Here is a 21,510-nt window from a genome sequence, read left to right as displayed (position 1 = left end):
CGTACTTCTGGTACGTCAAGGCATTTGTGACGAAGCATATGGTGCTTTATTCGTCAGACTGGTATTATTTGCCGGGGAAGAACGGCCATACCATCGGGATAACAACCAGGGATACTACGAAAGCTACCAGAACCAGACCGGTACCAGCTTTTACATAGTCCATGAATCTGTATCCGCCAGGGCCAAGTACCAGGGTGTTCGGAGGAGTACCTACCGGAGTTGCGAATGCGCAGGATGCTGCAACAGCGATAGCCATCAGAACTGCTTTCGGGTCAGCGCCCAGGTTTTTGGAGATTGCAATACCGATCGGGCACAGCAGAGCTGCGGATGCGGTGTTGGACATGAACTGAGTCAGACCGCAGGACAGGATGAACAGTACACCGGTTACAACCAGCGGAGAAGGAGCGCCGCCCATCAGGCCAACAGTCCATTCAGCGATGAGTTTACCAGCGCCGGTTTTATCCATAGCGGAGGATACAGGCATCATGCCAGCGAACAGGAAAATGGTTACCCAGTCGATGGAAGCATAAGCTTGTTTTTCAGTCAGGCAGCCGGTCAGTACGCACAGCAGAGCGCCGATGATAGCAGCCATTTCCAGGGATACGCCCGGGATACCAACAGCCATTACCAGGATTACGCCCAGCAGGATAACGCCGGAAACCATTTGTTTAGATCTGGAAATTTCGTTAGCCTCTACCTCTTGCTCGATTTCTTGGTCAGCATCGAGTTGTTTGTTCGGGAGCAGATATTTGCCCAAGAACATCATGTAGAGCATACCAGCGACGGAGATAGGAACACCGATCCAAGCGAATTCGAAGAAACCGAACGGCTCGATACCGGCAGCATTCATTGCACCTACTGCAATGATATTCGGCGGGGTACCTACCATGGTGATGATACCGCCCCAACCGCAAGCGAATGCCAACGGCATTAACTGACGGGAAGCAGGAATTTTAGCTGCAGAGCAGATGCCCAGTGCAACCGGCAGCATGCAAGCTGCGGTACCGGTGTTGGACAGAACTGCGGACATTACAGTACCAACGATCATCAGACCGAACATCAGGCTGTTTTCGCTGGTGCCGCACATTTTAACTACGGTGTTACCAATTTCTTGAGCCAGGCCGGTGTAGAACATGGAAGCGCCTACAACGAACATACCTGCAAAAAGTACTACAGTAGAGTTGGACAGACCGCTGAATACTTGCTTAGCAGGAATCAGGCCTAACAGGCCGCATGCCACAGAGGCACCAATAGCAGTAACTGCGAGAGGAATAAGTTCAGTTACGAAGAATAATGCAACTACTGCCAAAAGAATGAGACATTTGATAGCTGGGGACATTGTTTTCCTCCTTAAAATAATAAAAATGTTTTGTTGTCTGTGTGTCACTATACACACTGAAGGTCATCAATAAAATAATTCAACAAGTTATCAGTAAGTTCTATCATTAAAAATTTATAGTACTTACATTTCCGACAACTCCTATGCTATTGAAGACTTAAAATAGCCTTCACTTACATAACTTACTTTATCGGCTTTTTCACTTACTTTAATTACTTAATTGTCAACAGTGTTAAGTTTAACACACTTCTGACAAATTTGCAAGCCTTTTTCATTTATTTTATTCCTGTACTTTACATGTTTTTCTACTCAGCTTATTGCATATTTATACATCATTTTGTTTGTTTATTATTCCGTTCTCTTGTACACTTTTTTATAAAAAATATGTCTGTATGCTCACCCTTAACATTACATATTTCTGCCGGTATGTTCCCTACTTTGAACAACAAAAATCCCCGCCACCTAAGTGACGGGGATTGATTTGTTTGTAAGCGTCTAACCTAACAAATTATTTGCCAGGGAAGAACGGCCATACCATCGGGATAACAACCAGGGATACTACGAAAGCTACCAGAACCAGACCGGTACCAGCTTTTACATAGTCCATGAATCTGTATCCGCCAGGGCCAAGTACCAGGGTGTTCGGAGGAGTACCTACCGGAGTTGCGAATGCGCAGGATGCTGCAACAGCGATAGCCATCAGAACTGCTTTCGGGTCAGCGCCCAGGTTTTTGGAGATTGCAATACCGATCGGGCACAGCAGAGCTGCGGATGCGGTGTTGGACATGAACTGAGTCAGGCCGCAGGACAGGATGAACAGTACACCAGTTACAACCAACGGAGAAGGAGAGCCGCCCATCAGGCTAACAGTCCATTCAGCGATGAGTTTACCAGCGCCGGTTACATCCATTGCTTTAGATACAGGCATCATGCCAGCGAACAGGAAGATGGTTACCCAGTCGATAGAAGCATATGCTTGTTTTTCAGTTAAGCAACCGGTCAGTACGCAAACCAAAGCACCGATGATTGCTGCCATTTCCAAAGTGATACCTTTAATGCCAAGAGCCATTACCAGAACAACTGCCAGCAGGATAACGCCGGAAACGATTTGTTTGGATTTGGAGGTTTCATTTGCTTCGATTTCTTGCTCGATTTCTTGGTCAGCATCAAGTTGTTTGTTCGGGAGCAAATATTTGCCTACAAACATCATGTACAGCATACCAGCTACGGAAACCGGGATACCAATCCAAGCGAATTCGAAGAAACCGAAAGGCTCAAGACCAGCAGCGGTCATAGCACCGGTAGCGATGATGTTAGGAGGAGTACCTACCATGGTGATGATACCGCCCCAACCGCAAGCGAATGCCAACGGCATTAACTGACGGGAAGCAGGAATCTTAGCTGCGGAGCAGATACCGAGTGCTACAGGAAGTAAGCAAGCTGCGGTACCGGTGTTGGACAATACTGCGGACAGTACGGTACCAACGAGCATCAGGCCGAACATCAGGCTGTTTTCGCCTGTGCCGCACATTTTAACTACGGTATTACCGATTTCTTGTGCAAGGCCGGTGTAGAACATGGAAGCGCCAACTACGAACATGCCTGCGAACAGAACAACGGTAGAGTTAGACAGACCGCTGAATACTTGTTTTGCAGGAATCAAGCCTAAGAGGCCGCATGCGATAGCTGCGCCGGTAGCAGTAACTGCGAGAGGGATAAGTTCGGTTACAAATAATAATGCAACTACTGCCAACAAAATAAGACATTTGATTGCTGGGGACATTTTATGTTCCTCCTTTTAAAATTAATTTATATACAATGCCGAGGGAGGCATTCTATATCAGCTATTAATATGTAGTTTTCAAAGAGCTTATGGAATTTGCTTATGTATTTTCTTGCATTTCCATGTACCTATTATAACACTATAAGCGTAAAATAAAAAGTTATTTTATTGAAAAATTTACATTATTAACGTAAACAGTGTTTTTCTGTTGCGTACTTCTATGTTGTATTTTATGTACACTGCTATCATGGTATTTTATTTTTATACTTTTATATGCTTTTCCGGAATTAAGTTAAACTTTAAGTAAATGATTTTTGAAATGCATATGCCAGTTTTATCTGAAAATTATCTTAATTCTCTTTATAAAATTAGCTCTGATAATTTACAGCTTTCTGCTCCAAAGCCCATTGTATCAAGGGTTTGCGATTCACGCAATTTTTTTAGTACCTCCTATAAGTTATTTTTAACAGCTGGTGCTAATTTTACTTTTCGAATTAAATGTAATCCCACAGCGCATGTCCACTGATTGAGGACACAAAATCGCCATCTTTTTTGTTCATAATGTGACAGTTTATTATTCCAGAACATTTTCTAGGCAAAAATTAAGAGGACGCGCCTTGCAGCGCGTCCTCAGGGGAGTTTCAGTATAAATTATTTACCAACAGGACCGATCATAGCCAGCATGGTACCTGCAGCAACTGCAGTACCGATAACGCCTGCTACGTTAGGACCCATAGCATGCATCAGCAGGAAGTTGGACGGATTTGCTTTTTGGCCAACAACTTGAGATACACGAGCAGCCATAGGAACTGCGGATACACCGGCGGAACCGATCAACGGGTTGGTCTTGCCACCGTCTACAATGCACATCAGCTTACCGAAGATAACGCCGGCAGCAGTACCACCGATGAAAGCAACCAGACCAAGGATGATGATCAGGATGGTCTGATAGTTCAGGAATGCATCAGCACTCATGGTCAGACCAGTACCGGTAGCCAGCATAATGGTTACGGTATTCATCAGAGCATTTTGTGCGGTGTCGGACAGACGATCCAGGCAGCCAGCTTCTTTGAACAGGTTACCAAGCATCAGCATACCAATCAGAGCGGTTACGGAAGGTAACAGCAGGGAGATAACGATGGTGCACATGATTGGGAATGCAACTTTTTCGAAGTGAGAAACCGGACGCAGCTGTTCCATAACGATTTTACGGTCAGCTTCAGTGGTGAACAGTTTCATGATAGGAGGCTGAATCAGCGGAACCAGAGACATGTAGGAGTAAGCAGCAACTGCGATTGCACCTAACAGCTGAGGAGCCATTTTAGCAGCCAAGTAGATGGAAGTCGGGCCGTCAGCACCACCGATGATACCGATAGCAGCAGCTTCTTGTACGGTGAAGCCGAGCAGCATAGCGCCCAGCAGAGCTACGAATACACCGCCCTGTGCAGCAGCGCCCAGGAGCAGGGTTTTCGGGTTAGCCAGCAGAGGACCAAAGTCGGTCATAGCGCCTACGCCCAAGAAGATCAACGGCGGGAATACTTCGTGGTGAATACCGTACATAATAACGGACATAACACCAGGTTCTTCGAAACCGTTTTTAGGAATGTTAGCCAGAATACAACCGAAAGCAATCGGGGACAGCAGCAAAGGCTCGAAACCTTTAGCGATAGCCAGATAAAGCAGAACCAGACCAACGCAGATCATGATTACATGACCGCCAGTCAGTGCAGAGAAGCCGGAGTCTGCCCATACAGAAGACAAAGCAACAAAAAATGCCTCAAACATGTGAATTTTTCCTCCTTGTTTCCCTTAATTGGGATGTTATAAGTGCAAATAAGCTTCACAATAATGCTATAACACTTCCATTTTAACTGCATCACCACAGTCTCCCCTAGTCTACCTGTGGTCTGCTTTGCAATGAAAGCAGAAGATCAGAAAATGCTATTTCTTCTTATGAAGCTGCTTAAAGCAGCAACACTGCTTTGAAACCTTTTTTTACAGCTAAATTTTATTTAGCCTTAGTAGGATCAACTACCTGGATTAAACTCATCAACATGCCTAATCCGATTAGAACTCCAAAGACAATGGTCATGTTGATTATGGCAATCAGCCATGGATTTGTTGTTACAGGACCCACTGTTTATCACCTCTTCCTAAGATAATTAAAGGGGAACTAGGTTCTATAAGCGCGATGCTTACCTTACTTTAATAAGTATAAAGTTATATTTTTTTATCTTCTGTTGCGCAGGTCACACTGTTTTCCGTCAAACAGTTACTTTATTTACATAATCGTTTCACTTTAACTTCTATACTATTTCAAAAGTTCATTAATCGTTTTTGTTGCCTGTGCAACAGATTGTCATTTTGAGTTTGCTAAAATAAATACTGCAAAGCAACAATTTAATATCCTCTCAGTTTTCAATTTGTCTTTAGAGAGATTGGGAGAATGCTGAAACGACTGCGAATTTAGTTTTGGCAATAAAAAATAACCAGCTGCGAACTGGTTATTTTTTTGCTTTCAAACAGGCACAGTCTAATGACTGTACGTATATTTAAATCTAAACAAAAGCAAAACCCATCCGGTAAAAACCGGACGGGCTTTACTTTGTTAGGGAGAGTTATCACAATAACTGTTTATTTAGCAACAGGGCCAATCATAGCCAGCATAGTACCTGCAGCAACTGCAGTACCGATAACGCCTGCTACGTTAGGACCCATAGCATGCATTAATAAGAAGTTTGCCGGGTTTGCCTTTTGACCGACAATCTGAGATACACGGGCAGCCATAGGAACTGCGGATACACCGGCACTGCCTATAAGCGGATTAGTCTTGCCACCGTCTACCATGCACATAATCTTACCGAATATTACACCGCCCCAGGTGCCTGCAGCAAAAGCAACCAAACCTAAGCAGATAATCAGGATAGTCTGATAGTTCAGGAAGGCTTCGGCACTCATGGTAAGACCGGTACCGGTAGCCAGCATGATGGTTACAGTGTTCATCAAAGCATTTTGTGCAGTATCGGACAGACGGTCCAGACAGCCTGCTTCTTTGAACAGGTTACCAAGCATCAGCATACCGATCAAAGCTGTTACCGGCGGCAGCAGCAGAGAAATAACGATGGTGCACATAATCGGGAAAACGACCTTTTCAAATTTACTTACCGGACGCAGCTGCTCCATAACAATCTTACGTTCTCTTTCGGTAGTAAACAGCTTCATTACAGGCGGCTGAATCAGCGGTACCAGGGACATGTAGGAATAAGCTGCAACGGCAATAGCACCCAAAAGATGTGGAGCCATTTTAGCTGCCAGATAAATAGCTGTCGGGCCGTCAGCACCGCCGATAATACCGATAGCAGATGCTTCCTGTACAGTAAAGCCCAAAGCCATAGCGCCCATCAAGGATACAAATACGCCAATCTGAGCAGCAGCACCTAAAAGCAAGGTTTTAGGATTAGCAATCAGCGGACCGAAGTCGGTCATTGCGCCAACGCCCAGGAAAATCAACGGCGGGAATACTTCATGGTGAATACCGTACATAATAACGGACATAACACCCGGCTGTTCGAAACCGTTTTTAGGAATGTTAGCCAGAATACAACCAAAAGCAATTGGTGACAACAGCAAAGGTTCGAAACCTTTGCCTATAGCCATATAAAGCAGAACCAGACCAACGCCAATCATAATTACGTTGCCACTTGTCAGAGCAGAAAAACCTGAGTCTGCCCAAACAGAAGCCAAAGCGACGATAAATGCCTCAAACATAGAATAATCCTCCTCTTGGCCCATATCGGGAAAATAAGTGCATTTTTTAATAGATCAGACAGGGAAAAAGTGCATCATTTGCTTCAATGCTTATTTCTAGTAGGGTCAACCAACTGAATCATACTCATGAGTACACCTAAAGCAATGAGCACACCAAAAACGATTGTCATGTTGATAACAGAAATCAGCCACGGATTAGTTGTTACGGAACCCATATAAATCACCCCTTCCAAATAAATTTAAATATAATATTTACCGCAATATGCTTCCGGATATTTGACTTCAAACACCCCTTTTTGCCTTGCTGAATTAAGTATAAAAATAATTCTGCTGTTATTCCGTTGCTTATGTCACACATAATAAACGGACGGTCTTAGTTTACTTACAGATTATATTCGTTTTAAATTTGTTATTATTATTAAAATTTAAAAAGCATTTTTGTTATTGAAAAGGATTAGTTTACTTATGTAACTTAAAAAAGCAAGCTCTTTGAGCTTGCTTTTTAAATTATAATGACCATTAACTTCTATGCTATTATTTATGCATAAATTTAAAACTATGCATTTTACTGCCTAACACCAGCTATTGAAAATTAAAAACGCCGCTCAAACGAGCGGCGTTTTTTAGCAGCATTACAGCTGTTCGGTTACATTGTCTTCGGGAGTCCCCTTCTTTTTGCGGCTGAAGAAGCGTTCAACAACTACAAAGAGTACAGGAATCAGGAAGATACCAAAGAGAGTAGCGATGGTCATACCACCTACTACAGCGTTACCCATAGATACACGCGCACCGGCGCCCGGGCCGGTAGCAATAGCCAGAGGCAGACAGCCTAAGATGAAGGCGAAGGATGTCATCAGGATAGGACGCAGACGGACATGAGCAGCCTCAACAGCCGCATGTACAACATCCATGCCCTGCTCCATATTCATCTTCGCATATTCGACAATCAGAATAGCGTTCTTTGCTGCCAGACCAATCAGTGTAATCAGACCAATCTGCATATAAACGTCATTCTGCAGGCCACGTGCATACTGTACCAGGAAGCAGCCGAAAACTGCGGACGGTACGGACAGCAGTACAGCCAGAGGAATAGTCCAGCTTTCATACAGAGCTGCCAGACAAAGGAATACGAAAATCAGAGAGATAATGAAAATCTGAGTGGAACGGCTGCCGGCTTCAATCTCATCAAGGCTCTGACCGGTCCATTCGTAGGTATAGGTGTTAGGCAGAACCTGCTTAGCAACCTCTTCAATAGCAGCCATAGCCTGACCGGAGGAATAACCGCTGGCAGGGTCGCCGGAAATCTTAATCGCACTGGCACCGTTAAAGCGTGTCATAACAACAGAGCTATTCTTAGGAGTAGGCTTTACAAGTGTATTCAGCGGAATAGACTTGCCGTCATTGCTGCGTACAAAGAAGTAACGCATATCCTCTACACCGGTACGATATTTTTCATCAGCCTGCATAACAACCTTCCAGGTACGGCCGAAGTTGTTGATATCATTGATTTCGTTACCGCCCAAGAAAGCCTGCAATGCAGAATAAACAGTAGATACAGGCACGTTCATGGACTGTGCCTTTTCACGGTCAACCTCAAACTGATACATAGGAGTATTGGTGTTCAAGGTGGTGTACAGCATACCGATTTCCGGACGCTTGCGACAAGCAGCCAAAAATTCGTTAGCACGCTCACCCATAGTGTTAACGTCCTCACCGCCAAGGTTCATGAGATAAAGGCTCAGAGTACCGGTACTGGAAGCACCGGGCAGAGAAGGCGGCTGGAAGGCCATAACGGTTGCATCAGGAATCTGTGCGCCCATGCCGAAAATCATCGGAATAACATCCTGTACGCTGTTGCTGCGCTTGCTGTAGTCCTCCATAGTAACTACTGCCAGGCCGGCGTTAGCCTTCTGGCCCATGGACAGGATATCAATACCGCTAACCTCCATAACGTTTTTAACGCCGGGGAGCTTTCTCATATTTTGTGCAAGGCCTGCCATAATCTGCTGCGTACGGTTACTGGAAGCACCCTCAGGCAAAGCGATGGATACAGCAGTCATGCCCTGGTCCTCGTTCGGTACAAAGCCTGTCGGCGTTGCCTTGGCCAGGAAACCGATGCAGATAACAACAACAACAAGACAGGTCAGAATCAGTTTAGATTTACGGATGCAGCCTTCAACGTTTTTCACGTATTTAGCCAACGTTCTTGCAAACCAATCGTCAAATGCTTTTACAGCCTTGCCGATAAAGCCCTTCGGCGCCTCCTCCTTCTTGACCAGAATCAAGGAACAGAGTGCAGGAGTCAGGGACAAAGCTACGATAGCAGAAAGCATCATGGATACAGAAATCGTAATCGCAAACTGCTTGTACAATTCACCGACAGTACCACCGGTGAAGGCTACAGGAATAAATACCGCAGACAGTACGAAGGCAATAGCCACAACAGGGCCGGAAACCTCGTTCATAGCACGGTAGGTTGCCTCCTTAGGAGACATACCGTTTTCCTGAATATGATGTTCAACCGCTTCTACTACAACGATAGCGTCGTCGACAACAAGGCCGATAGCCAGAATCATCGCAAAGGCAGTCAAAGTGTTGATGGTAAAACCTAAAATTACAAAGGAAGCAAAGGTACCAACCAAGGATACCGGTACAGCCAGAATAGGAATCAAGGTTGCACGCCAGCTGCCAAGGAACATAAATACTACCAGAATAACCAGAATCAAGGCTTCAACAAATGTATGAGCAACCTTCTCCAGAGATTCGGTAATAAACTGGGTGTTATCCTGAATAACAACCAGCTTCATATCATCAGGGAAACGGCTTTCTGCGTCCTTTAATACCTCGCGGATATTCTTAACAGTTTCGATAGCATTCGCATCTGAGGTCAAGGATACCGGGAATACAACGGAATCACCGCCGTTCAGCTTGCTGACGATAAGGTCATTACGCGGCCCTTCTTTAATAGTTGCGATATCCTTCAGCTTCAGGTTATCGCCGTTGTTGGAACGGATAATTACGTTACCGAATTCCTCAGGTGTATTCAGACGACCTTGAGCACTTGCGGAATAGGTACGCTCCTGCTGGTCAACGGTAGGACGGTTACCGATAGAACCAACCGCTGCCTGAATGTTTTGCGTTTTGATCGCGTTGGAAACGTCGGTTACGGTTACGCCCAGCTGTGCCATTTTTTCAGGATTCAGCCAGATGCGGACTGCATATTCCGGACCATATTCGCCAACTGTAGATACGCCCTTAACACGCTTTACAGCATCCAGAAAGTTCGCATCCGCATATGTTCTTAAGAACATTGCATCATAGGTATTTTTAGGAGAATAAAGACCAAAATACATAATGGTCTCGGCAGATTCTTTGGCAGTAGTAACACCATAACCGGAAACCTCGCTCGGCAGGGAGCTGGTTGCCTGGGATACACGGTTCTGTACCTCTACAGAAGCGATATCTGCGTTTTTCTCCAGGTTGAACTCAACATTGAGCTTGTACTCACCACTGGAGGTACTTACGGAGGACATGTTCAGCATATTTTCTACGCCGCTGACCTTCTGCTCAATAGTCTGTGCTACAGCCTTTTCAACGATATCGGCACTCGCACCTACATAGTTGGTGTTTACGCTGATACGCGGTTTGGTAATGTTAGGATATTGGGCGATAGGCAGGCTGAAGCCGGCAATCGTGCCCAATAAGGTAATAATAATCGCCAGTACTATCGCAAATACAGGGCGATCAATAAAGAAACGAGCCATCTAGCCAACCTCCTTATTGCTTCTTGCCAGCGGTAGCACTGTTGTCAACAGTAGTATCCAGATCAGCCTCAGTCATCGGTTGCGGGTTAACCTGAGCACCCTGTCTGATCTTACCGGTGCCTTCAACTACGATTGTCTCGTCGCCGCTCAGACCGCCTTCAACCATGTAGAAACGGCCAACGGAAGGACCAAGAGTAACTTCCTTCATCGTTACCTTGTTGTCACTGCCGACAACATAAACAAATTTCTTATACATTAATTCAACAACTGCACGCATAGGAATCAAGAGAGCATCCTTTTTGGTGCCTGCAGTTGCCTGTACGTGAGCAAACATGCCCGGCAGCAGACGACGTGCAGGGTTTCTGAACAGAGCCTTGACAGTCATGGTACCGGTGTTGTCGTTGATACCGCGGTTAACCTCTGCAACAGTGCCTTTCAAATCATAGGTACTGCCATCACTCAAAACAACGGTCAGATTATCAAGAGAAGCAGCGCCGCTGTTATCATGAGCAGCGGAAAGCTTCAGATATTCCGGCTCAGCGATACTGAACTGTACGAATACAGGGTCAGTGTTGCTGATTTTTGCCAGAGTAGTCTGGCCTGCGGTTACATAGTTACCAACCTCCAGCGCGGTAGTATCAATACGTCCGCTGAACGGAGCGGAAACGCTGGTATCGGTCATGTTAATCTGCGCATTTTCCAGAATTGCTTCCTGCGCATTTACAGAAGCCTGAGCCTGGTCACGCTGCATAATAGCGTTATCCAGAACCTGCTTGGAAATTGCATTCTGTGCATACAAAGTGCTATAACGTTCTGCGTTCAGAGCAGCGTTAGCCAGAGCCGCACGGGCATTAGCCAGGCCTGCCTGCGCGTTGAGCACGTTGGCCTGATAGGTACGCTGGTCAATAGCGTACAAGGTCTGGCCTGCGCTTACAGTGTCACCGCCCTTGAAATACTTAGCTGTAATCTGGCCGCTTACCTGAGCCTTCAGCTCCATTTCCTGCTGAGCCTGTACAAAGCCTGTATAATCATATACCAGAGGGGTGTCACGCTTAATAACCTTCATGGTTTTAACCAAAGCTGCCTGATTGCCGCCCTGCTGCTGTTTTTGACCACAGCCTGCAACGCTCAGTACAAAGGTTGCCGCCAGCGCCGCAGCCATTGCTTTTCTCGCACGGCCGGAGCGAATAAAACTAAACATAAAAAAACCTCCTTCACCTTCACTCTGAAACTACTCAATATATATAATAACTAATAAGACTGCTATATTGTAGCGCCTTTACCTGAAAATATTCCTGTTCCAGTTTCAGAATACTACTATTATAATGGACATTTTTCAGAAAAGCAAACTCTATTTAAGCAGATTTCACCGCTTTTTCTTGCATTTTCTCCCATTATCTTCTTCTCACAAATTATACTGACTGGTCAGTCAGCTTTTGCTGTTCAACAGCTCTTTTTTCAGCAAAAATTTATGCAGATTACCCAAAGCAAAACCCGATACCTGATCTACGCCATCAGTACGCTGCATCAAGAACAAGTTATCTCCTTCAATATACCATTCATCAGGCAGCTTGTCCTTATATACCACATTTTTATTGGTATTCAGCACATTGAGCAGCGGCAGCAAATCCTTATCCTTGACGTTAAGAACTTCATCTAAGCGTATTTTTTCACCCGTCTTAGGATTTACGTTCAACTGATGATGAATAAAGCGACTTTTACCGCTAATCAGCTGCACGCTAAGAATCTGCTCGTCAGCACGCATCACCTTAAATGCCATATCTGCCTCGCCCTTATAAAAATGCTCCAGATATTCCTGGCATTCTTCCTGCAGCAGCTTATTCATTTTATTTTGCAGCTCCACGTCCTTGCTGGCAAAAACCGGGAATGTCGCCTCACCGCCAGGCACTACCATTTTGCGCACCAACAATGTTCCTGCAGCAAAATCCTTGCCATCATTTACGGTATTGTCCTTAGGGGTAGGTGCAAGCGTCATAATCGTCAGGGAAAACTGCTTCCATTCCTTAGTCTTCTTATCCTGCTTCCAAATTGCTCCTACATCTGCCAAAGGCTGTTTATGCTGCAACAGCTGCTGACAGCCAAGTAATTCATCTGCACCATCATCATCCACATCATGTGCCACCAATGAGAAAATCCCGCCATACTCCAGTTTACCGTCTGCCACCTCGCAGCCTGCTGCCGGGATTAAATCTGATTTGTTGCCATCAATTAAGGCTACATGCATTTTACCATCTTTGGCATAGGCTTGCGTTACTAATCCCATGCTTTCAGCAGCGCCAAAGACCTCACGCACCTTTTTCTTATTAGCAAAGGAAAGCACGCGGTATTCACCAGGCGCACGCCAATCACCCTGCCCGGCGCTCACCAGCAGCTGCTGTCTAGCACTTTTGCCTGCCCATAGCTTAACCGGCTGCAGTTGGCAGTTATAGCCACCCTTAATAGAGGGAGCGTAAGCCGTCAAAAGCTTCTTGTCTTTATCCTTAAGCATCACGAGCAGGTCATTGGCATAGCCATTCGGCAGTCTGTCGCCCCACAGCTCAGCAGTCACCGTCTGCTCTGCTGCCAGCTGCAGCGGCACCTGCGCCAGCAGCGTGTCTGCAGCGGCTGCTAAAGCGCTGCATAAAAACACGCCACTGCAGGCCAGCCCCTGCACCATCAATTTTATCTTCACGTCTCCACGCCCTTTCTTCAAACATACTATTATATTATAGCATTTTTTTGCTATTAAGAAGTGTCTTAACACAGATTTTTCACAGAAAGCCCCCTAAAACATCCGCAAATTCTGTTGCATTTCGTACAAAAAGACTTTTTCTTATCTCCCAAAACGATTTTTTTATTAATATTACTGCTTTTTATTGTTAAATAGTGTAGAATAAAAGCGGTATTTTATTGAACTTTTGGGAGAAGGGAAGGAATTATTAATGAAGAAAATAGTTGCTCTTCTGCTCAGCCTTTGCCTATTAGTATTAGCTGCAGGCTGTGGCGGTAACGATTCAAAAAAAGACACACCCAAAGAAAAGACTAAGGTAAGCCTTGGCATGTTGCGCCTGACAAGCAGCGCTCCTTTATTTATCGCTATGGATAAGGGCTTCTTTGCTGAAGAAGGTATTGAAATTGAACCACAATGGTTTGACGCTGCTCATCCGATTGCCGTATCTACTGCTTCCTCTAAGGTTGACGTTGGTGCTACCGGCATTACGGCCAGCCTTTATAACATGGCAGCCAAGGGACAAAAGCTGGGCATTGTTGCAGATAAAGGACGCGAACAAAAAGGCTATTCCTCTTCTGCACTGCTCGTGACCACCGACAACTATAACGCCGGTGTAAAAAGCCTGAAGGATTTGAAGGGCAAGCGTATCGGTATTACGCAAAAGGGCTCCACCTTCCATTATATGCTTGGCAGAATGCTGGAAACCCAGGGCATGAGTCTCAATGATGTGGAAATTGTTCCCCTGAGCAAGCTCAGCGCTGTTATGGCTGCTTTGGAAAGCAAGCAGATTGACGGCTGTATCTTAAACGAGCCCAACATCACCAAGGTGCAAAAAGCAGGCTATGGCAAATTGGTTGTACAGGTTGGCGACGTTATTCCGTACCAGACATCTGCTATCTTCTACTCACCTGACTTTATGAAGAATAAGGATGCGGCAGTACGCTTCATGCGTGCTTACAACAAGGCCTGCAACTATTATTACGAAGCTGCAGTAGAAAAGAAGGATGCCAAGAAGCTGGAAGAGGTTGTTAATATTGTAGCCAAATACGTTAAGGCTCCGGCTGAAGACATTAAAGCCGGCCTGCCCTATATTGATAAGGACGGCAAGCTGCTCGTCAGCGATATCGCAACCCAAATTAAATGGTACACTGATAACAAGATGATTACCGGCACACTGGATGCGAAGGATGTTGCCAACACAAGCTTTCTTGATGAAGCACTGAAGAAATAAAATTATTAAAGCAAGACTGGCGTAAATTTAACAGCTGCAAAATGCGTTAACGATGCTTTAGCACCCAAACGCTGCGGCTGATATGTTAGCGCCAGTCTTTTTGGAGGATGGTAGAAAATGAAATTAGAAATCGCAAATATCTGCAAGGATTTCACCACCACCAGCGGTAAGCTGCTTCCTGTTTTGCAGGATATTAACCTCAGCATTAATAAGGAAGAATTTGTAGCATTGGTAGGACCGTCAGGCTGTGGTAAATCAACCTTGCTCAATATAACTGCCGGGCTTTTGGAGCCAACTGGCGGTAACGTAAAATTTACTGATGTCGCTGCAGGCTATGAGCCTCGTATGAGCATCGTCTTTCAGGAAACAGGGCTCTTCCCCTGGCGCAACGTGCACGATAACATAGCCTTCGGATTGGAAACAGCAGGCATGAAGGCAGACGAAAAGGAAGCTCGCATTAAGCATTACATTGAGCTTGTAGGCTTAAAGGGCTTTGAAAAATCCTTCCCACATCAACTAAGCGGCGGTATGCGTCAACGTGTTGGCATCGCCCGCGCTTTAGCTATCGAGCCTGACCTGCTGCTGATGGATGAGCCGTTTTCTGCCTTAGATGCGCAAACGCGCACCATCATGCAGGAGGAGCTGGTAACGCTGTGGGAAAAGACGCGCTTGACCACGCTATATGTTACGCATAATATTCAGGAAGCAGTCATGCTTGCTGACAGAGTTGTACTGCTTTCGCGTCGCCCCGGCAAGGTCAGCAAAATACTGCAGATTGCCATTCCGCGTGCCGACCGCTCTAAGCCGGAGCACACAGATGAAATTTCGGAATTTGTCCGCATCATCTGGGAGCATATCAGCAAGGATGCGCGTGCTGCCTTAATGGAGGTGGAAGACAATGCCTGAAAAGAAAACTGCTGCGAGCGCAGCTAACGAATATATCGTGCGCAACCGTATGACGCATTGGCAAAAGACCTATCCGCATTGGGTAAGCGTTGCTTCCATCATTATCCTGCTGCTCCTTTGGGAGGCTATCTGCCGCTCCGGCCTGGTTTCGTCTTTGTTTTTACCAGCGCCCAGCCAAATTATCAGCGCTCTGCTTACCATGCTTGCTGATGGTGAAATCGGCGTAAGCCTGGCAGCCAGCATGTACCGTATCCTAATCGGTTTTGCTGTCGGCAGCCTTATCGGCCTTGCAGTCGGTCTTGTTACCGGTACCTCGGCGCTCGCAGATAAAATCGGCAATCCTATCGTCAACGCTCTTTACCCTATCCCTAAAATCGCTTTGCTGCCGTTATTTATCCTTTGGCTTGGAATCGGCGAGCTTTCGAAAGTAACGATTATTGCTCTCGGCGTCTTCTTTCCGGTAGCAATGAACACCTACAGCGGCGTCAAAAATGTTGACACACTGCTTATCAAGGTTGCAGTAAGCTTTAACGCCAGCTGGTGGAAAACGATGAAAAGTGTTGTTCTGCCTAACGCCTTACCTATGATTTTCGCAGGCCTACGCCTTGCTGCCGGCACATCTCTGCTGCTGCTGGTGGCAGCAGAGATGATTGCCGCACAGGTCGGCATCGGTGCCCTCATCCTGCATTATGGCGATTTGATGATTACTGACCGCTTGATGGCCGGAGTTATTGTATTGTCCTTGCTCGGCCTGCTCTTTAACCTGTTCCTGCAATGGTTGGAGAAAAAGGCTATCCCCTGGAAGAACTGAGAAAAGCACAAAAGCACTGTCTGCTCACTGATATTTTTATATCAGATAGAGCGACAGTGCTTTTTCTTTTTCTGCTAAAATCTTACAACAGCTTCTTAAATTGCTGTTACGCTGATGCACAAAAACTGGTTTTGCTAATATGCTGACTACTGCGGCTTCGCAGAAGCATCCCGCAAAATTGCTGCTACAACTTCAGCTGGCAGCTCGCCTATCTTTTTGATCAGCGCAGGCTGCTTGGGATGCTCGGCAATAACCTTCTCCATCCACACCATGTCCAGCCAATGGCCGTGCTTGAAGCCTGTATTATTGAAGATACCGATAATTTTATAACCGCAAGCCTCATGCATTTTGACGCTGTGCTCATTGCTGGCAGTAATGCAGGCGTAAGTCACAACTACACCCTGCAGGCGCAGCAAAGCCTCCAGAGCTGCGTACATAACCTTGCCCAGGCCACGCCCCTGCCACTCTGGTGCCAGATAAATAGTTACCTCAGCGCCCCACTGATAGGCAGCACGCTGAATATAAGGATGGGCATAAACATAACCAAGCAGTCTGCCATCGTGCTCACAGACTATATAAGGATAGGCTGCAGAAATATTTTTGATTCTCTCAGTAAATTCCGCTACTGACGGTACTTCATATTCAAATGATACATCGCTGAGCGCCCTGTCGTTGCTGGCGACAAAGGGCGCGTAAATCGCAAGCAGCTCTGCAGTATCCGCAAGCTTCGCAAAGCGAAGCGTATACTTCATTGACATTTTATCGCTCCACCTTTACTTCAAACATTCTGCTCCACGGCAGCGTAAATTTATATTCTTCGGCAGTGTTGCCCATATACGGCTTACTTACCTTGTTGATTTCCCGGGTAATAAACTCTTCCGCCGCCTTACTCTGCTCCTCGTTCAAGCCACTGTTAGGCCAATAGTTAGGCCAAATCAGCTGCTGATAAGTTTGCATGCGCACATTTGCCTGATAAGCCCAATCATCAAGATATCGCACATTAAGCAGATTTTCTCTTGCTTCCAACGGCAGCTGCTTCTGCAGCAGCCCCTGCGCCAAAGCAAAGCCCAGGCTGTTGCCTGCGGTATTCCAACCGCCGTAGGATGCCAGTCTGTAGGCAAGCTGTTTGTCAAACAAGGTCTTTACCAAAGCATTGTCCGCACCGTTGCCAAAGCGGATATCTGCCACAGTCACAGGATGATTATGCTTAAGAATGCGTTCAACCTTATTGACGAAATTTACGGTAGCAGGCAATGCCTTGTAGCTATTGCTTGCATCAGACGCCTCATGTGTCACGCCATCGGCAGGAGTGTTGACAGCCAATACCAAATCGGCATTTTTACGTGTACGCACCGGGAAGGCACCGGCAGCGTAGATATGCTGTTTGGCGCTCACCGCCACAGTATCATCCTCATACGTAGGTACAGTCTTGCCTCCCTTGCCGGCAGCATAGGTTACATTTACCAGCGGCAGCTCGTACTGCAGGCGGTTGGCCGCACGGCTCAAAAGCAGCAGCCCAAGCTGATCTGCGCCTGCGAAGAAACGGATTTTTTCCTTCGGCAGCTCATTCACCAGAATATCCATCTCGCGTGCTTCCCTATGTGCCTGCGAATAAGCAGCTGTATCATCGCGGCCAATCAACATATAATCAAAATCGCCGCTTTCTACACCATGCAGCAAAAGCTCCGTAGCGCGGATATTATTGCTGCGGCGCGTAAACATATCAGTAAGTATTTCCCGGGGAATGCTGCTGCGCAGCTCAGCCAGCTCTTTTACCTCTTTACGCTTAATCTGCTTAAGCTCCAGCTTGTCCTCCAGTTCGCCCAAGCGGAAAATCTTAGGGCCCCATTCCTTATAATATGCCGGCTCTGTCGGCGCACTGCTGGCCTTAGGCGAACGCATAATAGTAGTAAATACATAAACCTTCTGCCCGCCATGCTGTTTTTTCAAATCTACCAAGCGTTCTGCACGCTGCTGCAGAAGCTCCGGCGAAATTTCATGTGTGCGAGATGCCACCAGTCCGCCATAAAGCAAAGCATCAGAGGAAGCAACAATGGCTACCGATTCACCGGCCTTAGATTCCAGCCAGTTGAAAAGCTCTTCCGGCTGCCCTGCTGACTGAGCACCGGCAATATATTCGGCCGGCGGCAGCTGTACATCCCAGCCTGCAGCCTGCATCGTCTGCACTGTGTAATCAAGGCACACCGGTCTGTTGTCCATGGGTATATATAACAGAGTGCCCTTAGCGGCAAATGCTGTATGAGTAGTCAACAGTAAAGCGCAAAGCAAAACACTTCGCAAAACCTTCATCATTTTTATCACTACCTTTAACTCTTTCTAAGCAGAGATATTCCTCGCCTTAATAGAATTTCTACAGCAATAAATAAAATTCCTGCGTTGACTTATAATTTCTTCTTGCATCTCTCGGTTATGATAAAAGCTCATCGCAAAACAAAAGCTCCCTGCTTCAAGGTATACCTTGAAACAGAGAGCAAAATCTACTTTATACAATTAGCTTAAGCATTGGCAAATCGGCTTAAGAAATCCTGGGTACGTTTATTCTTCGGATGAGCAAACAGCTCCTGCGGTGCGCCTTCCTCAGCAATTACGCCCTGGTCAATAAAGATAACACGGTTAGAAACATCACGCGCAAAAGCCATCTCATGCGTTACGATAACCATGGTCAAACCTTCCTTAGCCAGGTCGCGGATAACGCGCAGAACCTCGCCAACCATTTCCGGATCCAGTGCGCTTGTCGGCTCGTCCATCAAAAGAACCTCCGGCTCCAAAGCTAAGGCACGTGCGATTGCTACACGCTGCTTCTGGCCACCGCTCAGCTGGTGCGGTTTAGCATTTACATAGCTGTCCATACCAACATGCTTCAGATATTTCAGCGCAGTAGCGCGTGCTTCTTCCTTGCTTTTGCCAAGAACCTTAACCTGACCAACCATGCAGTTTTCCAGTACAGTCATATTATTAAACAGGTTGAAGGATTGGAACACCATGCCTACCTTAGTACGATACATAGTGAGCTTTTTGAAAGCTTCATTAACATCTGTGCCACGGTAATCAATAGTACCACCAGTCGGATGCTCCAAATAGTTCACGCAGCGGATGAGCGTAGACTTGCCGCTGCCGGAAGGACCGATGATGCAGACAACATCGCCGCGACGGACATCGAAGCTGATGCCCTTTAAAATTTCACGCTCGCCAAAGCTTTTCTTTAAATCATGGACTGATAACAAAAGTTCCTTTTCCATAGCTTAGTACCGTCCTTTCGGCTTCTTAGTAGGCAGAGGGATATCACCGCAAGGATCCATCATCGGGTCATAGGTAACCAGCTGATAATCCTTCGGGCCATCCATCTTGCTTTCCAACCAGCGCAGCAGGCGGGAAGCGGTAAAGGTCATAATAAAGTAAATTACGCAGGTAATGAAGAAAATTTCAAAGTATTTGTAATAAACGCCTGCAGCAGATTTAGAAGCAAAGTACAGCTCCGTTACGGAAATAACGTTCAATACAGAAGTATCCTTGATATTGATAATCAGGTTGTTGCCCAGCTGCGGCATAACGTTGCGCAGAGCCTGCGGCAGAATAACGCAGCGCATGGTCTGGATATGGTCCATACCGATAGCGATTGCTGCTTCCTTTTGTCCCGGATCAACAGATTCAATACCGCCACGCACAGTTTCTGCCATGTAAGCACCGGTATTGATAGAAACAACCAAAAAGCCTGCAAACAGCGGTGACATATCGATATCAAACAGGCTCATTGCACCATAATAAACAACCATAGCCTGTACAATCATAGGTGTACCGCGGAACACCTCTACGTAAGCGTCTAATAAGCGCTGCAAACAGCGCACCAAAGTTCTCTTAACCTTGCTGTCATTATCTTCCAAAGGAATTGTTTGAATAACACCAACAATAAGGCCGATAATACAGCCAACAAATGTGCCTACTATTGCCAACAGCAGAGTAACGACCGCGCCCTTCAGCAGGACAGAGCCATATTGCTGCAGCAGGTAGACTACCCAGCCAAAAAATGTTTCCGGCATTACATACACCACCTTAATTTAATACAAAAAGGGGCGACATCCGCCGCCCCTTGCAAATGGCGTAACTCGTTATTGCAACGCAGCTATTCCATTCTTATACAGCTTATTTTGCCAAAGGCTGTTTCTTAATAGCTTCATCCATAATCTTATTGAAGTCAGCCTCATTCATGCCGCCCAGAACCTTGTTCATAGCGTCTGCCAGTTCCTTGTTGCCTTTTTTAATAGCAATGCCGATTTCAACATCTTCTTTAGAAGTTTTGAAGCCTTGACCTTCAGGGAAGGTTACCATGGTCAGCTCAGGGTTAGCAAAAGCAGCAGCCTTAGCAGTCGGGATATCTGTTACGATCAGGTTGCATTTGCCGGATTTCAGAGCAACAATCATGCCAGGAACGTTATCGATAGCAGGCAGCTTTTTAACGTCCGGAACCTGGTCAATCTGGTCATACCAGATGGTGTTCAGCTGAGAGGTAGCAACAGAGCCTTTGAGATCAGCAACGCTCTTAGCCTGAGCTTGCGGAGAATCCTTTTTAACCAGCGCTACTACAGTTGCATAGTAGTAAGGTTTAGTGAAGTCAACAGATTCTTTACGTTTGGAGGTAATGGACATGCCAGCAATTGCAGCGTCAATTTTACCGCTTACTACTGCAGGAGCAAGGCCATCCCATTCAATTTTGTGAATTTCCAAGTCAGCGCCCATAGAATCAGCTAATTTTTTAGCAATCATAACGTCATAACCATAAGCGTATTCGTTAGAGCCGGCGATTTTAACAGCACCGCCGTCAGCAGACGGTTGGGACCAGTTGTACGGAGCGTATGCACATTCCATACCAACCTTCAATACCTTCTTGCCGCTGTCAGCTTTTTTATCGCCACCGCCGCAGCCAGCGGTAACTGCCATTGCTACAACCATAGCACTGCACAGGGCAGCTTTCAAAAATTTCTTCAAGTTCATCAAAAACACACCTTTCATTGTGAAATAATCTACTAAGTTACGTAATACTTTACTATATTACTGTCAAAAAAGCAAGCTTTATGACAGAGATATAATGTATACATGAGCAATACCAATCGAGTAGGAGACTGCTCATTATTTGAGCAGTCGACCTCTCACACCACCGT

15 protein-coding genes and 2 pseudogenes are annotated in these 21,510 nt (G+C 46.1%); 3 read left to right on the top strand and 14 right to left on the bottom strand.

Annotated elements, in window-relative coordinates; all coding sequences use genetic code 11:
• Positions 1-64: 64 nt before the first annotated feature.
• The 9 genes and pseudogenes from Q0612_RS04095 to Q0612_RS04060 all read right to left on the bottom strand — a co-directional run bounded on the left by Q0612_RS04095 (position 65) and on the right by Q0612_RS04060 (position 13,346).
• Positions 65-1,339: an SLC13 family permease gene (locus tag Q0612_RS04095; protein ID WP_298881111.1), complete on the bottom strand. Its 1,275-nt coding sequence runs from the start codon at positions 1,337-1,339 to the stop codon at positions 65-67.
• Positions 1,340-1,847: 508 nt separating this feature from the next.
• A complete protein-coding gene (locus Q0612_RS04090; RefSeq protein WP_298881108.1) occupies positions 1,848-3,122 on the bottom strand; it encodes an SLC13 family permease in 1,275 nt (424 codons plus the stop codon).
• 651 nt (positions 3,123-3,773) lie between these two features.
• Entirely contained in the window at positions 3,774-4,907 is a 1,134-nt protein-coding gene (locus Q0612_RS04085) for a sodium ion-translocating decarboxylase subunit beta (RefSeq protein ID WP_298881104.1), read from the bottom strand.
• Between the two features lie 226 nt (positions 4,908-5,133).
• Positions 5,134-5,259: pseudogene (locus tag Q0612_RS11905) on the bottom strand (sodium pump decarboxylase); the annotation flags it as partial.
• Between the two features lie 497 nt (positions 5,260-5,756).
• Positions 5,757-6,890, bottom strand: coding sequence for a sodium ion-translocating decarboxylase subunit beta (locus tag Q0612_RS04080; protein WP_298881101.1), 1,134 nt, complete (start codon positions 6,888-6,890; stop codon positions 5,757-5,759).
• An 89-nt stretch (positions 6,891-6,979) separates the two neighbouring features.
• A pseudogene (locus Q0612_RS04075) lies at positions 6,980-7,105 on the bottom strand (sodium pump decarboxylase); the annotation flags it as partial.
• A 417-nt stretch (positions 7,106-7,522) separates the two neighbouring features.
• Complete coding sequence (locus tag Q0612_RS04070) at positions 7,523-10,654, bottom strand: efflux RND transporter permease subunit (RefSeq protein ID WP_298881095.1); 3,132 nt, start codon at positions 10,652-10,654, stop codon at positions 7,523-7,525.
• Between the two features lie 13 nt (positions 10,655-10,667).
• Positions 10,668-11,855: an efflux RND transporter periplasmic adaptor subunit gene (locus Q0612_RS04065; protein ID WP_298881092.1), complete on the bottom strand. Its 1,188-nt coding sequence runs from the start codon at positions 11,853-11,855 to the stop codon at positions 10,668-10,670.
• Positions 11,856-12,083: 228 nt separating this feature from the next.
• A complete protein-coding gene (locus tag Q0612_RS04060; protein WP_298881089.1) occupies positions 12,084-13,346 on the bottom strand; it encodes a hypothetical protein in 1,263 nt (420 codons plus the stop codon).
• Between the two features lie 250 nt (positions 13,347-13,596).
• Between Q0612_RS04060 and Q0612_RS04055 the strand changes: the two genes are divergently transcribed.
• The 3 genes from Q0612_RS04055 (at position 13,597) to Q0612_RS04045 (ending at position 16,333) form a co-directional block, all read left to right on the top strand.
• Positions 13,597-14,616, top strand: a complete 1,020-nt coding sequence (locus Q0612_RS04055; RefSeq protein ID WP_298881086.1) for an ABC transporter substrate-binding protein — start codon at positions 13,597-13,599, stop codon at positions 14,614-14,616.
• A 117-nt stretch (positions 14,617-14,733) separates the two neighbouring features.
• Positions 14,734-15,522: an ABC transporter ATP-binding protein gene (locus tag Q0612_RS04050; protein WP_298881083.1), complete on the top strand. Its 789-nt coding sequence runs from the start codon at positions 14,734-14,736 to the stop codon at positions 15,520-15,522.
• Entirely contained in the window at positions 15,515-16,333 is an 819-nt protein-coding gene (locus Q0612_RS04045; RefSeq protein ID WP_298881080.1) for an ABC transporter permease, read from the top strand. Before Q0612_RS04050 ends, Q0612_RS04045 begins: the two co-directional genes overlap by 8 nt.
• 146 nt (positions 16,334-16,479) lie before the next feature.
• On the opposite strand, the gene Q0612_RS04040 is transcribed toward Q0612_RS04045, so the two are convergent.
• From Q0612_RS04040 to Q0612_RS04020, 5 genes are all read right to left on the bottom strand, one after another.
• Positions 16,480-17,091, bottom strand: coding sequence for a GNAT family N-acetyltransferase (locus tag Q0612_RS04040; RefSeq protein ID WP_298881077.1), 612 nt, complete (start codon positions 17,089-17,091; stop codon positions 16,480-16,482).
• Position 17,092: 1 nt separating this feature from the next.
• Positions 17,093-18,646: a DUF4127 family protein gene (locus Q0612_RS04035; protein ID WP_298881074.1), complete on the bottom strand. Its 1,554-nt coding sequence runs from the start codon at positions 18,644-18,646 to the stop codon at positions 17,093-17,095.
• 203 nt (positions 18,647-18,849) lie between these two features.
• Positions 18,850-19,593: an amino acid ABC transporter ATP-binding protein gene (locus tag Q0612_RS04030; protein ID WP_298881072.1), complete on the bottom strand. Its 744-nt coding sequence runs from the start codon at positions 19,591-19,593 to the stop codon at positions 18,850-18,852.
• A 3-nt stretch (positions 19,594-19,596) separates the two neighbouring features.
• Complete coding sequence (locus tag Q0612_RS04025; RefSeq protein ID WP_293390622.1) at positions 19,597-20,391, bottom strand: amino acid ABC transporter permease; 795 nt, start codon at positions 20,389-20,391, stop codon at positions 19,597-19,599.
• A gap of 103 nt (positions 20,392-20,494) precedes the next feature.
• Entirely contained in the window at positions 20,495-21,343 is an 849-nt protein-coding gene (locus Q0612_RS04020) for a transporter substrate-binding domain-containing protein (protein ID WP_298881068.1), read from the bottom strand.
• Positions 21,344-21,510: the final 167 nt, after the last annotated feature.

Source organism: uncultured Phascolarctobacterium sp., from assembly GCF_937920985.1.
GTDB lineage: Bacteria > Bacillota > Negativicutes > Acidaminococcales > Acidaminococcaceae > Phascolarctobacterium_A.
This window is presented reverse-complemented; position numbering and strand designations above follow the sequence as displayed.